The 16,758-nt window shown below is 41.4% G+C and carries 14 protein-coding genes and 4 tRNA genes; 3 read left to right on the forward strand and 15 right to left on the reverse strand.

Going from position 1 to position 16,758, the window contains the following annotated elements:
* Positions 1–797, reverse strand: a 797-nt coding sequence (locus PHR02_RS05040; protein ID WP_299989827.1) for an MBL fold metallo-hydrolase, incomplete at its 3' end; no start/stop codon positions are given.
* Positions 797–1,030 carry a CDGSH iron-sulfur domain-containing protein gene (locus PHR02_RS05045; RefSeq protein WP_299989830.1) on the reverse strand — a complete coding sequence of 78 codons (234 nt, stop codon included), beginning with the start codon at positions 1,028–1,030 and terminating at the stop codon, positions 797–799. The genes PHR02_RS05045 and PHR02_RS05040, both read right to left, overlap by 1 nt.
* A 160-nt stretch (positions 1,031–1,190) precedes the next feature.
* Here PHR02_RS05045 and PHR02_RS05050 point away from each other — a divergent pair, with 160 nt between their 5' ends.
* A complete protein-coding gene (locus tag PHR02_RS05050; RefSeq protein WP_299989833.1) occupies positions 1,191–2,249 on the forward strand; it encodes a substrate-binding domain-containing protein in 1,059 nt (352 codons plus the stop codon).
* Entirely contained in the window at positions 2,246–4,327 is a 2,082-nt protein-coding gene (locus PHR02_RS05055) for an EAL domain-containing protein (protein WP_299989836.1), read from the forward strand. The genes PHR02_RS05050 and PHR02_RS05055 overlap by 4 nt, the downstream gene beginning before the upstream one ends.
* 60 nt (positions 4,328–4,387) lie before the next feature.
* On the opposite strand, the gene PHR02_RS05060 is transcribed toward PHR02_RS05055, so the two are convergent.
* From PHR02_RS05060 to PHR02_RS05075, 4 genes are all read right to left on the reverse strand, one after another.
* Positions 4,388–4,475, reverse strand: a tRNA-Ser gene (locus PHR02_RS05060).
* Between the two features lie 30 nt (positions 4,476–4,505).
* Positions 4,506–4,579 (reverse strand) — tRNA-Cys (locus tag PHR02_RS05065).
* 9 nt (positions 4,580–4,588) lie between these two features.
* Positions 4,589–4,675, reverse strand: a tRNA-Leu gene (locus PHR02_RS05070).
* Between the two features lie 63 nt (positions 4,676–4,738).
* Positions 4,739–4,813: transfer RNA gene (locus PHR02_RS05075), tRNA-Gly, on the reverse strand.
* A gap of 143 nt (positions 4,814–4,956) precedes the next feature.
* Here PHR02_RS05075 and ilvD point away from each other — a divergent pair.
* A complete protein-coding gene (gene ilvD / locus PHR02_RS05080; protein WP_299989837.1) occupies positions 4,957–6,645 on the forward strand; it encodes a dihydroxy-acid dehydratase in 1,689 nt (562 codons plus the stop codon).
* A gap of 85 nt (positions 6,646–6,730) precedes the next feature.
* Here the strand turns inward: ilvD and PHR02_RS05085 are convergent, their stop codons facing one another.
* The 9 genes from PHR02_RS05085 to PHR02_RS05125 all read right to left on the reverse strand — a co-directional run bounded on the left by PHR02_RS05085 (position 6,731) and on the right by PHR02_RS05125 (position 16,758).
* Positions 6,731–8,515: a nucleoside-diphosphate sugar epimerase/dehydratase gene (locus PHR02_RS05085; RefSeq protein WP_299989838.1), complete on the reverse strand. Its 1,785-nt coding sequence runs from the start codon at positions 8,513–8,515 to the stop codon at positions 6,731–6,733.
* Positions 8,512–9,624 carry a UDP-N-acetylbacillosamine transaminase gene (pglE, locus tag PHR02_RS05090; RefSeq protein ID WP_299989840.1) on the reverse strand — a complete coding sequence of 371 codons (1,113 nt, stop codon included), beginning with the start codon at positions 9,622–9,624 and terminating at the stop codon, positions 8,512–8,514. The genes PHR02_RS05085 and pglE overlap by 4 nt, the downstream gene beginning before the upstream one ends.
* Complete coding sequence (locus PHR02_RS05095) at positions 9,624–11,729, reverse strand: STT3 domain-containing protein (protein WP_299989842.1); 2,106 nt, start codon at positions 11,727–11,729, stop codon at positions 9,624–9,626. The genes pglE and PHR02_RS05095 overlap by 1 nt, the downstream gene beginning before the upstream one ends.
* Positions 11,730–11,798: 69 nt before the next feature.
* On the reverse strand, positions 11,799–12,443 hold the full coding sequence (locus tag PHR02_RS05100; protein WP_299989844.1) for an HAD family hydrolase: 645 nt from the start codon (positions 12,441–12,443) through the stop codon (positions 11,799–11,801).
* Between the two features lies 1 nt (position 12,444).
* On the reverse strand, positions 12,445–13,182 hold the full coding sequence (locus PHR02_RS05105) for a class I SAM-dependent methyltransferase (protein ID WP_299989847.1): 738 nt from the start codon (positions 13,180–13,182) through the stop codon (positions 12,445–12,447).
* Complete coding sequence (locus tag PHR02_RS05110) at positions 13,166–14,122, reverse strand: ATP-grasp domain-containing protein (protein WP_299989849.1); 957 nt, start codon at positions 14,120–14,122, stop codon at positions 13,166–13,168. The genes PHR02_RS05105 and PHR02_RS05110 overlap by 17 nt, the downstream gene beginning before the upstream one ends.
* Positions 14,119–14,727 (reverse strand): sugar transferase, encoded by a 609-nt coding sequence (locus tag PHR02_RS05115; RefSeq protein WP_299989938.1) that lies wholly within the window; start codon positions 14,725–14,727, stop codon positions 14,119–14,121. Before PHR02_RS05115 ends, PHR02_RS05110 begins: the two co-directional genes overlap by 4 nt.
* Positions 14,717–15,826 carry a glycosyltransferase family 4 protein gene (locus PHR02_RS05120; RefSeq protein ID WP_299989852.1) on the reverse strand — a complete coding sequence of 370 codons (1,110 nt, stop codon included), beginning with the start codon at positions 15,824–15,826 and terminating at the stop codon, positions 14,717–14,719. The genes PHR02_RS05115 and PHR02_RS05120 overlap by 11 nt, the downstream gene beginning before the upstream one ends.
* Positions 15,823–16,758 (reverse strand): glycosyltransferase, encoded by a 936-nt coding sequence (locus PHR02_RS05125; RefSeq protein WP_299989855.1) that lies wholly within the window; start codon positions 16,756–16,758, stop codon positions 15,823–15,825. The genes PHR02_RS05120 and PHR02_RS05125 overlap by 4 nt, the downstream gene beginning before the upstream one ends.

Raw genomic sequence — 16,758 nt, forward strand, 5'->3', positions numbered from 1 at the left:
GGCTCATCCAGTCCATCATCAGCGAGTTTAAAGGTTCCATAATGGATCGGGATCAGGGTTTTTGCCCCTAAATCCTCTGCCGCTTGGAGTGCTTCGAGAGGCGAGATGTGAAAATGGCGCATGATCGGCTCAGGGCGGTAAGCTCCGATGGGTAAAAATACTTCATCGATTTCAAATCTCTCTTTTATCTCTTTAAAATGTTCCCCATACGCGCTGTCACCCGAATGATAGAGCGTATGGTCGCTATTTTGAATTACGTATCCTCCCCAAAGCGCTTTATTCATATCAATCTGAGTTCGATTACTCCAATGTTTCGATGGGACAAAGGTGATAAATAGCCCCCCCACCATTAACGACTCCCACCACTCCAACTCAAAACACCGTTCACGATCAATCTTACCTTTTAGATAGCGCCAAAACCCGTTCGGTGCGACAATAATTGTTTGAGGATTTTGTTGGAGAAGATAGAGAACAGAGGCTTTGTCATAATGATCATAGTGGGCATGGGTGATGAGGATGATATCGGCATGTAACTGCTCTTTAGGAAGGGGTAGAGGGCTGTATCGGCGGTATAATGGGAGATTACCGAGTACCGGATCGATCGCTACTGTCGTTTCTCCCAGTTTAAGCCATAGAGATGCGTGTCCTATCCAAAGAGCGTATTCGCCGCTAGGTAAATCTTCTTGCGGTATGATGCTCAGATTAGTAGCTATTTTCTCGCGTCGATGCAATAATTTGGATAATTGCCATTTGAGAATGGTTGCTAAAGAAATTTTGGGTGAGGTATAGTGCTCCATTAACCCTGCTGGTGTGAGCCGTCACAGTAGGGTTTACGCCCAGAGCGTCCACATCGGCAGAGCCATTTGTCAGTTTCTACTTCAACGGAAAATTTTATGGGTGTTTTGTCGGTTCCGCTATGGCTACCGTCACAAAACGGGAATGTTTGTGAAAGACCACAGGTGCAATACCAGTATTCGGTATCGGCATCGAGTGACGCTTTAAAAGGCTCATTAATAAACTTAGTTTCCATGATACACTTCCATTATTAAATTCCATAACTATCATTATAACCGCATTTTAGAGAATTAAAAGGGGACTCGTGTTTAGGAAGAAAATAGTGTAAATGAGAAAATTATAAGCTAACTTGTGGATAATAGTCACTAATTTTACGTTGCGAGCATAGGGTTGTCATGAATAAAGTCTCGATTAAATTTTTACTGATGATATTTGCTATCTCATTGGTTACTGTGATTGCTACTTATATTTCTTTCTCTTCAGAAGCCCAGAACAAAAATGCAAACGCGATTGTGATTGATCCGCACGCAAACTTCTCTAACCATTCTCTCAAGCCTCACACAAAAAAGTTGGCCTATATTGTCTCTGATATGAGGATCCCTTTTTGGAGTATTATGGCTCGCGGTATTGACTTCAGTGCTGCTCAGAAGGGATATGATCTTGAGATCTACAGCGCGGAGAACAGCCGAAAAAGTGAATTGGAATTTGTTGCAAAAGCGATACGGGAGAATGTTTCAGGGATCATCGTCTCTCCCACTGCTTCTTCAGCATGTGCGACGATTCTGAAGCTTGCAGATAATGCGGGTATTCCTGTGGTTATCTCCGATATCGGCACCGATGGGGGAGACTATGTAGCTTATATCTCTTCGAACAACAAAGAGGGGGCGTATGAAATCGGAAAAGTTCTCGCGCAAGAGCTCCATCTGCGAGGTTGGGAAACTGGACGTGTCGGCATTATCGCAATCCCTCAAAAAAGGTTAAACGGGCAACTCCGAACCGCCGGATTCATGGAAGCGATGGATGAGTATGGGATAAAAGGGGCGGATATCAGGCAGCAAATTACTTTTTCGTACGAAGAGACGTACCATTTTGCGCAAGAGATGATCAAAAAATACCCCGATCTTCGTGCGCTATGGCTACAGGGTTCTGATCGTTATCAAGCGGCATTGGACGCGATCGCCGATGAGGGAAAAAAAGGACAAATCCTCTTAGCTACTTTCGATGCGGAACCAGAATTTTTAGAACTGATTCCCAAAGGTATTTTGGTCGGTTCAGCGATGCAGCAACCCTATCTCATGGGACAAGAAGCGTTATACGCTATGGATGACTATTTAAACGGAAAAAAAGTAGAAAAAAGTAAACAGCTTCCAATCCTGGCAATTTCCACCCACAATATCAAAGAGAAACTTCCCCTTATTCAACGGAATGTTTTAGGAATGGAGAGAGTGAAATGAAAACGCTCAATTCCAAACAATCTCTTTATGTCACGCTAGGGATTATCATCGTTTCAACCGTCTTAATCAGTATGTCTATCTATACGACGTATCACTATGCTGAGACCAAAAATAAAATCATTGAAAAGATGAAAGAGACCTCAACTGTTACTGTATCATCGCTCCAAAAAAATGTTGCGAATTTGATTGAAGTCTATGCTATTAATGAATATGAGAAGTTATTAGTGAATGAAATAGAGCCTAGGGATATTTTTGCGATCGTGATTGAAGATTTTCGTATGGGAAAAATATTAGGGAAAAAATCGTATATCAGTGGAATAATTCGGGATGAGAAAGGGCATGTTGTCGAAATTGATCCTAAAAATGAACTCCAACTTCAACAGCTTCATAGATGTTACTACTCGGATCAATACGATATTAAATCTACATCGGGAGAGAACCTCGGTACGATAAGAATCTATATCTCAGACGCAACGATGGTGCGTGAACTTAATGAGCTTATCCTTAAAGCGGTGATAAATATCATTGCCGTTTCTGTACTTCTGATATTCTCTCTTTTTATGGCGATACGCTATTTTATATTGAAACCTCTTTCTGACATCGTAGCGGTCATTGTTCATAGTGATGATGGGGGAATCCCGATCAACTTTGTTCCTGAATACGATGCACGAGAAATATTTGTCCTCTCCACTACTATAAATACAATGATTAAATCGATACGGGACTCTAAAATCGAGTTACTCAATCAGCATAATGAGCTGCGAGCACAAAAAAATGCACTGCAGTACCAAGCAACTCATGATGCTCTAACCGGTTTAGCCAATCGAGTGTTATTTAGTGAACGACTCGAGTATGTGATTGCAAAATCAAAAAAACAACATACTCAAATGGCACTCTTATTTATCGATCTTGACCATTTTAAAGAGATTAACGATTCTCTTGGCCATGAAGCAGGAGATAAAGTTCTCACTATTGTTACTCAGCGCTTACGTGAAACCATCTCCAATGAGGAAGCGTTGGCTCGCTTTGGCGGAGATGAATTTACTGTTATTATGGAGGGGTTGCAGGATCTGGAAGAGGCCTCTCGTTTAGCCGATAAAATTTTAAAATTGCTTTCCGAAGCGATTGTTGTCGAGTATAAAGAACTTTATGTGGGATGCAGTATCGGGATCAGTCTGTATCCTAATAATGGAGATACCTCCCAAGATCTTCTTAAATACGCTGATGCAGCTATGTATGCCGCTAAAAATGAGGGGAGAAACAATATCCGCTATTACAGTTCTGACATGACTGCACGGGCATTGGAACGAGTGGTGATGGAGACAAGTCTCCGATCAGGTTTAAAAAACGAAGAGTTTGTTGTCTATTATCAGCCTCAAATGAATGGGAAAAATGACAGATTGATTGGGATAGAAGCTTTGGTGAGATGGCAAAATCCATTGGTCGGACTGGTTTCTCCTGCCGCCTTTATTCCTATCGCGGAAGCCACCGGACTGATTGTCGAACTGGATCGATTTGTGATGAAACGAGCTATGGGACAAATAGCTCAATGGCACAATGAAGGGCTAAAACCTGGAATCTTAGCGATGAATCTTACGATAAAACAGCTTCAACAAAAAGATTTTATCGATTTCCTCCATAATCTTATCCAAGAGACGGGATGCGTTCCCGAGTGGATAGAGCTTGAAGTGACTGAAGATCAAATCATGATCAATCCCGAAGAAGCGATTAAAATCCTTCGCGAGATTAGTTCCATAGGGGTAAAAATTGCCGTGGATGATTTTGGAACAGGGTACTCATCCCTCTCATATCTAAAAAAACTGCCGATCAATAAACTGAAAATTGATCAATCTTTTGTCCGTGATTTACCGAATGATGATGAAGATGCCGCCATCACAAAAGCAATTATAGCGTTGGGAAAAAGCTTAAATCTTGAGATAATCGCCGAAGGTGTTGAAACGGAGGCTCAAAAAGAGTTTTTGGTTCAAAACGGGTGTGAAAATATTCAGGGGTATTTTTATTCGAAACCTATATCGGCAGAAGAGATGAAAAAATTACTTTTGAAAAGTGTTCATTAGATAGACAGTTGATGTTTTGAGTGTCATAAAAGTGCAGTAAATGTGGAGTTTTATAAATGATGGCGGGCCACCAAGGATTTGAACCTTGGGAGGTTTAACCCTCGCCGGTTTTCAAGACCGGTGCAATCGACCACTCTGCCAGTGACCCGTAGTAAAATTGAAGCTATTTGTTACATTTTGGAGGTGGTACCCAGATTCGAACTGGGGGTCAAGGTTTTGCAAACCAGCGCCTTACCGCTTGGCCATACCACCATCCATTTGTGGTGCCCGGAGCCGGACTTGAACCGGCACAGTGTTACCACCGAGGGATTTTAAGTCCCTTGCGTCTACCGATTTCGCCATCCGGGCAACGATAACAAAAAAATACCCCAGTTCAAACATCTTAAAAAGAGTGTTTCAACTGGGATATTATGGAGCGGGAAACGAGGTTCGAACTCGCGACCCCAACCTTGGCAAGGTTGTGCTCTACCACTGAGCTATTCCCGCATTGTTTTTGTGGACTGGAAGTATAGCAAAAAAATAATGGTGTGTAAAGAGGTTTTAGAGAAAATTGCCGTATAATGGCTTTATTATAAAAATATGAGCTAGATTCCTGCCTTCGCGGGAATGACGAAAGATAAAGGATAAAAATGCGCAGTGATACGATTAAACGAGGATTTGACAAAACTCCTCACCGCAGTTTGCTCCGTGCTACCGGACTTAAAGATGAAGATTTTGACAAACCGTTTATCGGAGTTGCAAACTCCCATATCGATATTATTCCGGGACACTTTTTCCTCCAAGAGTACGGTCGTATCGTCAAAGAGGCAATACGTGAAGCGGGCGGAGTACCGTTCGAGTTTAACACCATCGGTGTCGATGATGGTATTGCGATGGGGCATGATGGGATGCTTTATAGCCTTCCAAGCCGTGAATTGATCGCCGATTGTATCGAGACAGTTATGAACGCTCATAAACTCGATGGGCTTATCTGTATCCCTAACTGTGACAAGATCGTTCCAGGGATGCTGATGGGGGCATTGCGTGTCAATGTTCCTACTATCTTTGTCTCAGGTGGTCCGATGAAGGCGGGACATAAAAAAGATGGTACGCCGATCGATTTAGCGACAGCATTTGAAGCGGTCGGAAAACATGCGGACGGTAAAATGTCTGATGAAGAGCTTTATGAGATCGAATGTGAAGCGTGTCCGAGCGGCGGGAGCTGTTCGGGGATGTTTACGGCTAACTCGATGAATACCCTTTGTGAAGCGATGGGGGTTGCATTACCGGGCAACGGTACGGTGCTCGCTATGACCCCTGAGCGTATCGAGATGGTTAAAACGGCGGCACGACGTATCGTCGAGATGGTTAAAGATGAAAATGCTCAAAAATGGAATATGCGCAATATTTTGAATGATAAAGCGATTCACAATGCCTTTGTTATCGATATGGCGATGGGGGGATCTTCCAATACGGTTCTCCATTTGCTCAGTATCGCCAAAGAGGCAGAGGTTGATTTTGATATTACGAAAATCAATGAAATCTCTGAAAAAGTAGCCCATATCGCCAAAATTTCTCCATCCCTTTCAACCGTCCACATGGATGATATCAACCGTGCGGGTGGCGTGAATGCCGTTATGAAAGAGGTGAGTCGACGTGGTGGTGTGTTGGAGCTAGATGCGATGACGATCACGGGTGAGACATTGGGTGAGCGGATCAAGGATGCGGTAATCAAAGATACCAACATCATCCACACCAATGAAAATGCGTATTCGCCAGTCGGTGGTTTGTCAATTCTTTTCGGGAATCTCGCGGAAGAGGGGGCGGTTGTTAAAACAGCGGGAATTACCCCTAATATGCGCAAGTTTAAAGGCTCTGCCGTTTGTTTTAACTCTCAAAACGAAGCCATTGCCGGAATTATGTCTCATAAAGTAAAAGCAGGCGATGTCGTTGTTATCCGTTACGAAGGGCCTAAAGGCGGTCCAGGGATGCAAGAGATGCTCGCACCTACGGCACTCATCATGGGAATGGGACTAGGTGAGAGTGTTGCTCTCATCACTGATGGGCGTTTCTCTGGAGCCACTCGCGGAGCATCGATCGGTCATGTCAGTCCCGAAGCGGCTGAGGGGGGATTAATCGCACTCATCGAAGACGGTGATGAGATCGAACTCGATGTTGATACACATCTATTGCAACTTAATGTGAGCTATGAAGTGCTAGAACAACGCCGTCTCCATTGGAAACCGATCAAAAAAGAGATCGCTTCTAAATGGCTCAAACGCTATAGCCTCCTCGTCTCCAACGCCTCTAACGGTGCCGCACTAAAAACGGAACTGTAATTTTTTGCATTCGCCCTGAGCTTATATGCCCTTTGGGTATGGCAAATGGGCATGTTCATGGTTCGACATGCTCACCACGAACGGGTTACTTGCCGGAGGGTTGAAACTCCGGTACAATCTTACGCAACCCTTCAATGGTATTATCACTGAGTATGAGCTTTTCGATATCTTCTTGTAGTGTATCAATCGGATACACGGTTGAGCGGGCTATCATGATTGATTCAAACGAAGTTTTTTGTTCACTCTCATCAATTAACAGTTCTTCATAAAGTTTTTCTCCAGAGCGCAGTCCAGTCGTAACCATTTCGATAGGTCGTGTCGCATATAAGCGGATCATCGTTTTTGCTAAATCGACTATTTTGACCGGTTCACCCATGTCAAGGATAAAGAGTTCTCCACCGCGTGCTATGGCTGCCGCTTGGAGAACGAGTTGACACGCTTCGCTTATCAGCATAAAGTATCGGGTCACTTCAGGATGGGTAATGGTGAGCGGACCGCCTTGTTCGATTTGGGATTTGAATTTTGGGATAACGCTTCCGCTGGAACCCAATACGTTGCCAAAACGTACCGAGACGATTTCACTTTTACGCGGATCAACGTTTTGAGCATAAAGTTCAACAACCCTTTTTGTAGCCCCCATAATGTTGGTAGGGCGAACTGCTTTGTCGGTAGAGATGATAACTATCTTGCTGACATCATTGGCAATAGCGCTATCGATCAGATTTTGGCTTCCGACAATGTTATTCATAACAGCGGCATGGGGATTTGATTCGCACAAAGGAACATGCTTATACGCTGCGGCGTGGAGAATGATATCGGGTTTAGTCGTGTTGATGATGCTGTCGAGTGTTTTATAATCGATGATATTACATAAATGCAAAATCGCGTGAGGGAGTTTTTCACCGATTTGGTAGAGGTTGTATTCACTGTGATCGATCAGAATAAGTTCTTTAGCATGAAAATGATGGCACTGTAACGCGATTTCAGATCCGATACTTCCCCCTGCACCGGTGATGAGAACGCGCTTGTTTTGAATAAACGATTCTATTGTCTGGGTGTCCAGATCTTTGGGATGACGGGCGAGCAGTTCTTCGACCGATAGATCTTCGATTTTGTTAAGGGTATCATCAAGCAAGCGAGTCCGCTTAATCTCTTGAATCCCCGCGTTAGTTAGCCGTTCATAGGTGTCACGAAGGTATTCGTTTGGGAGTGAACCATCGATAATGGCGGCACTAATACTCTGGCTATCGATTAGATCGCCTATTGCTTCAAGGGGATAGATTTTGATGTTGTTAAGATACGATCCGACCATGTTGAGATTTTTATCTTGTACGGCAATGATGGCTAGAGGATAGTATTCGCGTGAACCCTCAAGGGTACTTTTTATAAGATTCGCCGTGTTGGAGGATATTCCGATAAGGAGAGTTGCTTTGAGTTGGTCATGTTCAATCGCAAAACCGTAGACCACCCTTTTTAAAAGACGAACTCCCCCTAAAAAGACAAATGAGAGAAACAAATCGATAATGATGACACTGCGGGGAAAAGGGGCAAAAAGAGTTGGTGAGAGGGTATGAAGGAGGGCAAATATTCCATACGCTAAGATAAGGGCAAAAAAGAGGTTTTTCGCTTCCGAAAGTGAATAAAAACGCCAGATGATGGTGTAATTTTTGAATCGATGAATCAAAAAAAGTTTAAGGGCGATAAGGGTGAGTGCTACCGGTACAAAAGGGGTTAAAAATTCTGGGGGGATATCAAAATTAAAACGGAGAAGATACGCCGCATAAAGGGTGAAAAGGGATAAAGTGATATCGGACAAGAGGAAAAATAGAATCCGGTTTGCGCTGCTCGGGCGAAGCCATACCGGTCTCATAAGAGAGCCTTTCTAATCAAAGAGCATACCTTCTCAACATCATTATATTCCATCTGAGTTCCGCTTGGGAGGCAAAGTCCTTTTTGAAAGAGGGTCTCTGAAGTTGTGTTTTGAATTGACAATGCGCTGTTGAAAAGGGGCTGCAGATGCATCGGTTTCCAAAGAGGACGGCTTTCGATGTTGTGTGTTTCAAGCAACAAACGAATAGCATTGGGATCGGTATGTTCAAACGTGAGAGTACTCAGCCAACGATTTCCGCGAGCGTCCGGTAATTCGGGCATAAAGGCAATTTCTTCGATCCCTGTTAGCCCATTACGATACCATTCGAAAATCATCCGCCGTTTTTCAATCCGCTTTGCAAGAACTTCCATTTGTGCTACCCCGATGGCGGCGAGGATATTGCTCATGCGATAGTTATAGCCATAGTCGGTATGTTCGTAATGGGGTGCATCATCACGTGCTTGGGTTGAATAAAAACGTGCTCTCTCGATGAGTTCTTTATGTGGTGAGACGAGCATCCCTCCTCCGGAAGTGGTGAGGATTTTATTGCCGTTAAAACTGAAAACCCCAAAAGTTCCAAAGGTACCGCTTTGCTTAGCGTTGTAGGTTGCTCCAAGACTCTCTGCTGCATCTTCGATCAGTGCAATGCCGTGAGCATCGCAAAGTGCTATGATTTTGTCTAAATCGGCGCATTGCCCATACAAATGTGTTAGGATGAGAGCTTTAGGTTTTTTAGGGGCTTTTTGGATAGCTTCTTCAAGAAGAAGGGGATCAAGATTCCAACTTTTTGTGTCGCTATCGATAAAAAAAGGTGTTGCATTTTGATACAGTATCGGAGAAATAGAACCGATAAAAGTGAACGAAGAAGCCAAAACAATATCACCTTCTCCAACACCAAGAACACGAAGTGCCAAATGGATTGCTGCTGTGGCACTGCTGAGGGCAAGGGCATTGGGTGAGAGGGTAAGATCACGGATACTTTGCTCAAATCTCTCCACCATTGGTCCAAGCGGGGCAATGTAGTTGCTCTCGAAAGCCTGTGCAATATACTCCTGCTCACGACCACTCATGTGGGGAGGGGAGAGGAAAAGACGAGGGTGGCTCACCATTATACCTTCAGCTTATAAACTTTGCTTAATGGATCGAGAATGACCGGCTCAAAGAGTTTTGGATCGTATTGTTCAAAGACAAACATTTGAATATAGCTGGAGTTTAGATAAAAGTCATCGACGATTAAAAATCGTCCATAACTTGCCATAAAAATGATATTGAGTCCTTCTGAAGCAAAATGTTGTTCGTTGATATCGATTTTCTGTTCTTGGTTATAACCTACTTGATAGAAACTTTTGATCGGCACCTCTTCACGTCCAAGTTTTATCATATTTTTTTCTTTAATAATTGAGAGGCCATTTCCGAGTTCAACGCTTTTACCACTATCTTGAAACTGCTGTGTTGTATAAAAGAAAGGTTGTTGCAGTTTATTATCCGGATTTTTAAGATCGAGATAGCTAAAGAGGGTAACCGTTGGGAGAATATCCATCATCCGAAGGGGGAGATAGAGATAGATGTCTCGTGTTGATTTTGATAAAACGGCGTTACTGAGCTGTAAGTTAAGTATTAGATCATCGACCGTATCAGCTTTATAAGCAGTGAGCATTTCAGCGATGATAGCACTTTTGTTGTTTTCGTACCCTTTTTCGGTGTATTCAACTGCTAGGCGTGCGATGAGAGCACTATTTTGCTGAGGTTGAACCAAAATGTAGCTAGCAGGGTAGTTGATATCACCACTGTGTTTTCCCCCATCGACGAGAGTTTTTACATCACTATAATAACGGATTGGGTAACCGTAGTCCCACCATGTGATGACATAATCTTCTGTATTTGAAAGCGTACCAAATTTCTCAAGTACAGAGACCTCTTTTGCGGTAAATACGGTCGGTGTCATGTATTCACGAATGTGAAGATAGTTAGGGTAAAGTGCTACGCCGCTAAAAACAACCAAGACGATAACACGGAGCCATCCTTTTTCTATCGGACGGGTGATGAGCATTAGCATATAAGCAAATCCGATAGCCATTGGAGCTACCGCATAGATAGTAAAACGTAACCCTGCACTCATTGCGATAAACCCTAGCCCAATAAGCGGCAACGTAATCAGTAACGGTCGATAAGCGAGGATTGCTGCAACATAGCCGAGTAATCCTAAAACAAAAGTAATCGGATGTCCGCTAATCCGCTCGGCAAAAATTGTAAACGGAATATTACCTGCTTCACGAACGGTTTGGGCTACATTATAAAAATGGAGACCTGCATCATCGGAAACACTGTCTCGGAAAACATACCCTTTTAACTGCCCCCATATCGGATCAATTCCTCCAGTGAAAAAGTAAAGGGAAATAATAGCTATAAAGAGACCCCAAAACCATTTTTGATCAAGGGCAGTTTTGTAATGGAAAAAAGCAAAAATAGCGAGTGCAATGGCTATTTTAATCCACATAGGAAGAGATAAAATACCAATGATGATAAAGAGGGAAATTTTATAAAAATGGTGATTACAACGCTCAAAAATGAGAGCATATAAAAGTGTCGTTACTAAGATCGCTGTATTGAGCGAATAGCTTTGAGGATACCACCATTGGGTGAGTGCAAAAGCGAGGGTGATCGGAAGTAAAAAGCGGTTACGCTGATGGGTGATCGCTAAAATAATCGCGTAGATAGCAAATAGAGGGAGTACGATAGTGAGCATGTCGGTATCGTAGTATCCAGTCATCGTACGATTGTAATAACTATGAGTGACGCTGGCTAAAAGGGCGGCAATAAAACCGATCCCCGTTTGTCCTAAGGTTCTGCCGATTAAAATAATAGGGATAACAATCAAAGAGCCGAAGATAGATGGCATATAAAGAATCAGGGTCTCAAAGTTAACAGGAACTATTTGAGAGAGCCAAGCGGTTAGGAGGGAGATAGGTTCATTGATCGGAGAGAGATCATTTGGCTGATGGGAACCGGCGAGAATGTCACGTGCACCCTCAGCAAAGTAATAGCCGTCATTGGTGTTGATCATGAGCTCATTATTGTATTTGAATTGTTCCATTCCTTGAAACTCTGCAACCCAGATATAACGCATTGAGAGAGAAAAAAGGTATGCGATAACAATCAGTAAAAGAGTGAATCTAAGTACGATATGTTCTTTTGGAAGTTTGAAAATATCCATGGCTATTTTGCCTTTTTAGTCTTGTATAAAATTAGTTATAGTGTATCTAAATGCGCCATAAAAATGGATTTACTTTTCGAAAAGATAATTTTGAATGAGTGGAATAATAGCTAAGCGGGAAGTTGTTTCATAGGTTGCGTTTGAAAGAATATCACGATAGATTCCGTATGAATTTTTATATCTGATCGTAAGCCAATCCAACTGATTTGGAGCAAAAAAATCTTTTTTTGGATTATCAGAGCAATAGATAAATTTATTTTCATTTTTAAAATGTTTCATAACCATTTCAAAAGGGAGCGGATTAGGTTTGGAAGTGTTATAAAGATCAGTAAAGATGGGATAATCAATCCATTTTGAAAGTCCCAGCACATTGAACTTTTGGATTTGCATCTGTGCCATTCCATCGGTAATTAGTGCGGTAGAACCAAAGCTTTTGGCTTTGTTTAAAAGAATAATTGTCTCATCAGCAAGTGTGATATTCGGGGTATGGGTTCGATAGGTCAAAATGAGAAATTCAATAGAAATTTGAAGGTGAAAATGTTCTATCAGTTTATTAAAAATAGAACCGCTTCCTTCTTTTAAAAAAAGGTTCCACATAAAATCAAATGGTTCTTGCGGTACATTAGAAATACTCGAAGCAACAGCCCAAAATCCACTTTTTACAAAATCAATTTCGTCATAGAGGGTATCATCAAGGTCGAATACGGTAACCATCTTATCTTCTTACTGCTTTACAAAACAAATTAGATGTTTCAAACATTTTTGCATCTTTTAATCGGATGAAATAGGGTATGATTTTTCCTACTTTTAAAAGATCAAATAAAATAAATACTCTTTGAAATAAGCAACTTCCATCAAACTCTATGACCGTAAATCCATTATTCTTTAGTAAATTTTCCAATTCAATTTTTGTAAAGTGCTGGTGCCACTTTTTTTCTTTTTCAACATCACCAATCAATCCATTTTGGTTATTGAGATATCTATATTCATATTCTTCTTTGCTATGGTTTAATACATAACAATACTTATGTAGTGTAGGAAATAAAAATTTGAAATTACCCGCGTCTAAAAAAGAAAATAAATTTTTTTGAGGTGTTGTAATGATCAAAACACCCTCTTTTTTTAACACTCTATGTATTTCCCTCAGAACTTTATCTTGATCATGGATATGTTCAAGAACATCCAATATCGTTACATTGTCAAATTCATTATTTGCAAAAGGTATGTTGTCCTCAAAAAAAGTTATTTTTTCGTTATAAGGATTTTGAAGAACAATATCTTTATTTTTATCTATACCCATATACTCCAAAGTTTTTCTTTCTTTACATTGATGTAAAAACATCCCATCATAACATCCGTAATCTAGGCATTTTGAGCCTTCAGATAAATTTTCAAAAGCATAACCGTATCTGTCATAATTAAAAGGGTTGCTAGAACTAAGGTGTGTTCGCATGCGTAAGGACCTCGGCATCGTATCGGAGCATTGTTAGGGTGTCTTCCCAGCTCTCTTGATAAGTGAGTTTTTCACCCATCATTTCTCGTATCATCAGTTCAAAAATATTCATTCCAGCATGATAGCTCAGGGGGTATCCTCCTCCGACGCGAGGATTAATCTCAATAAAAATCAGTTTTTGGTCAGAGGTTTTAAATAGCTGAAGGGTCATAGGCCCCCAAGCTCCTTGCAATGACTTAGATATTTTTTTGACCTCTTTAATGATATTTTGCTCCTTGCAGGTTATTGATTTACTCACTTCACCCGCACGTACTTCAAGACGTTTGCGAGGGATGATGGCAAGAGGTTCTTGAGCTTTTGATAGATAAAAATCGACAGTATATTCTTCTCCCACCACCAGTTCTTGGAAAATATAGCTTTTGTTTTCTCGGTAAAGGGCAGATGCCTCTTGGTACGATGAGACTGGACTCGCACCAAGAGAGCAGCTAGAATTGTCTAATTTGGCGAATAAAGGATAATTACTGTGTTCTAAATCTGCGATGATACGAGGTGTATTAAATCCATTGGAAACAAAAAATTCAAACGTCGAGCTTTTGAGATAAAAAGTATCGCATATGCTTTTTTCGGATACGGCGATGATAATACCGTGATCGACAAAAGATGCTTTTAAATCGGCGAGTATGGAAAGCTCGGTATCAATCGTCGGTATAATTAACATAATGGTATGACGAATACAATAATTAAGGAGAAAAGGGCCGTAGCTTGGATCGTTGACACGCGGAGCTTTTGCATAAAAATCGGCAATTTGACACGCTGCACTAAGATCGGGGACCATGTCGATTGCGTATACTTTTCCATCAGGTGCAAACCGTTTGAGGGTTTCTTGTGCGAAACGGATCAAACTAACACGTCTGCCTGCAGAGGTGATGAGAATATTCATGATATGTGCCCGGTAAATTTTTCCATCGTTGTTTCCCCTTCTTGGGAAATTCCTTCCCGTATAAATACTTTTGCAAATGTTTGAAAAAAGATTTTAAGATCAAACCAAAACGATATATTTTTGACGTAGTCAACATCATACCGAAATTTCTCTTCCCAGCTAATCGCATTACGCCCGTTGATTTGAGCCCATCCTGTAATACCGGGTTTAACATCATGTCGACGTGATTGCTCTAGAGTGTAGAGCGGCAGATATTCCGCTAAAAGAGGGCGTGGGCCGATGAAGCTCATCTCCCCTTTGAGGACATTAATGAGTTGGGGGAGCTCGTCCAGACTGAGGCTTCGGACCCATTTTCCAACCCCTTTTAGACGTAAGCCATCACTGAGTAATTCTCCATTTTTATCTTTTTCATCGCTCATCGTACGAAACTTATAGATAGTAAAAATTTCCCCATGCAATCCGGGACGTTGCTGAGTAAAGAATATAGGTCGACCCATACGAATAGCGATTATAAGTGCAGTTAAAAGGATAATAGGAGAAAAAAGGATCAGTAAAAACAATGCACCAAAACGATCCAATAAAGGTTTGATGAGGTTAACGTACACGATGCAGTCCATACACTTCGAGATGTTTGTTGATAATTGTACTGATATCAAACTCGTTTATCGCTTTCTCTCTTCCCGCTTTTCCCATCTGCTGTGCCAAAGTAGGGTCCATAATCAATTTTTCGATCGCTTTTGAGAGGGCAGCTGAATTTTTAGGAGGGATGATAAAACCGTTAACCCCATCATCTACCGTCTCTCGACATCCTACGACATCGGTGGTTACGATCGGCAATCCCATGCTAAGAGCTTCCATGGAGGTGCGTGGCAGCCCTTCCCGATAGCTTGGTAGGACAAAAATATCGCTTTGAGAGAGGAGATGTCGGATATTGTCTTGATGTGCGAGATAGTGGATAGAAGATTGAGTCCTCATGAACTCTTCACTCAGGCTAAATCGGTTTCCTGCATCAGGGGAGCCTATAAACTGAAAGGTCACTTGGGGATATTTTTGACTAAGAAGTGTTGCCGCTTCTATAAACTCTAATACCCCTTTGTGTTTGATCGCACGCCCTATCATCGTTACACGGAAACCTTCATCTATCTTTGGTCCGGGATGCCATGCTTGGGTATCAATACCAACCCCCTTCATCCTAAAAACTTTTTCAGGAGTAATGATTTTTTTAGAGATTAGATACGCTGGATCGTCTTGATTGACGAACATAACGGTGTCGGAGAGTTTAAAAATACGGGTATAGAGAAATTCTATGAGAGTACGAATAGCACGGCTTTTGAAATCATTTTCGAGATAAAAACTTCCAAGCCCCTCTACGAGGTTGATTATGCGGGGAACTTTGGCTAACACTCCTGCGATAGTGCCGTAGATATTGGGTTTTGCGGTGAAGGTATGCAGTATATCGAGCTTCAGCGGCAAAATCGCATCATAAATATTACGAATAGATCGGATCTCTTTGATGGGATTGAGGCTTGAGCGTTCAATGTCGTAGGGAATATGCGTCACATTGTGTTGCGCAAATCTTCCGCTTACCTCACCGCTTGGACAGATAGCATAAACTGTATGTCCCTGTCTAACGAGTTCTTGCATGATCGGCAAGCGGAAAAGCCAAAGATTGTAGTCCAAGTGGGAGAGAAAGCCGAAGGTCATTTTTCTGATTTTACTGAAAAAATGGAATCAATAAAATTTTTATAAATCGGGAAATATTTTTGTATTGAAAAATTATAAGCATTTTGGAGAGCATATTCCGAATATTCAGTGTAAAGAGCCGAATTATTATAAAGCTGTGTGATTGCATCAATCCATTCATTTTGCTTTTTAGGTAAGAACCCGTTCATCCCTTCTTGGATAATAGTCCGATTTTCTCCGACAGGGCTTGCTACCGATGGCAATCCTGCCGCTTGGTATTGGATCAGTTTAAACCCTGATTTCCCTTGGCTAAAGGGATCAGTACTTAGGGGCATAATACCTACATGAGATTGTTTAAGAAGGGTAGCTTCTGTTTCACTAGACCAGTCATAAAACTTCATAGATACACCGGGTATTGCTCTATTTTCCAATGTTTTGGAAGCAATGATAATAAGATCGTAATTAAGAGTTTTTGCAAGAGTTTGAAATACAGAGGCAAAAGCTTCAATATAGCGATAGGTGATGGGACTGCCAATCCATACTAGTGAGAAACGGTCAAACTTGTGTATAGCTACATTTTGATAGGATTCAAGATTAATGACTGTTGGAATTTTAATGACATTGGGATTGAGTTTTCTCACATACTCTTCAAGATAATCATTTCCTACAATAACAGCGGCAGCATTTTCGACAAGATGATCATATTTTTTTTTGAGCATTTTTTTCCCACGATAGTCTTCCCATACGTTATCATCATAATCAAGAATATAATTTTTATCTTTTAAAAACCATTTTTCAATTCCATAGGGAAGATAAGGGAAAAGTTCACGTTCGATAATAATATTTTGAGATGAGCGTAGAGATGCTATAAAGCGTTCTACGTATGATAGGATAATTCGAAATTTTTGTTTGGGTTGATTAGAAAATAAACGAGTTAAATATTCAATAGGCAT

The organism is Sulfuricurvum sp., from assembly GCF_028688295.1.
GTDB lineage: Bacteria > Campylobacterota > Campylobacteria > Campylobacterales > Sulfurimonadaceae > Sulfuricurvum.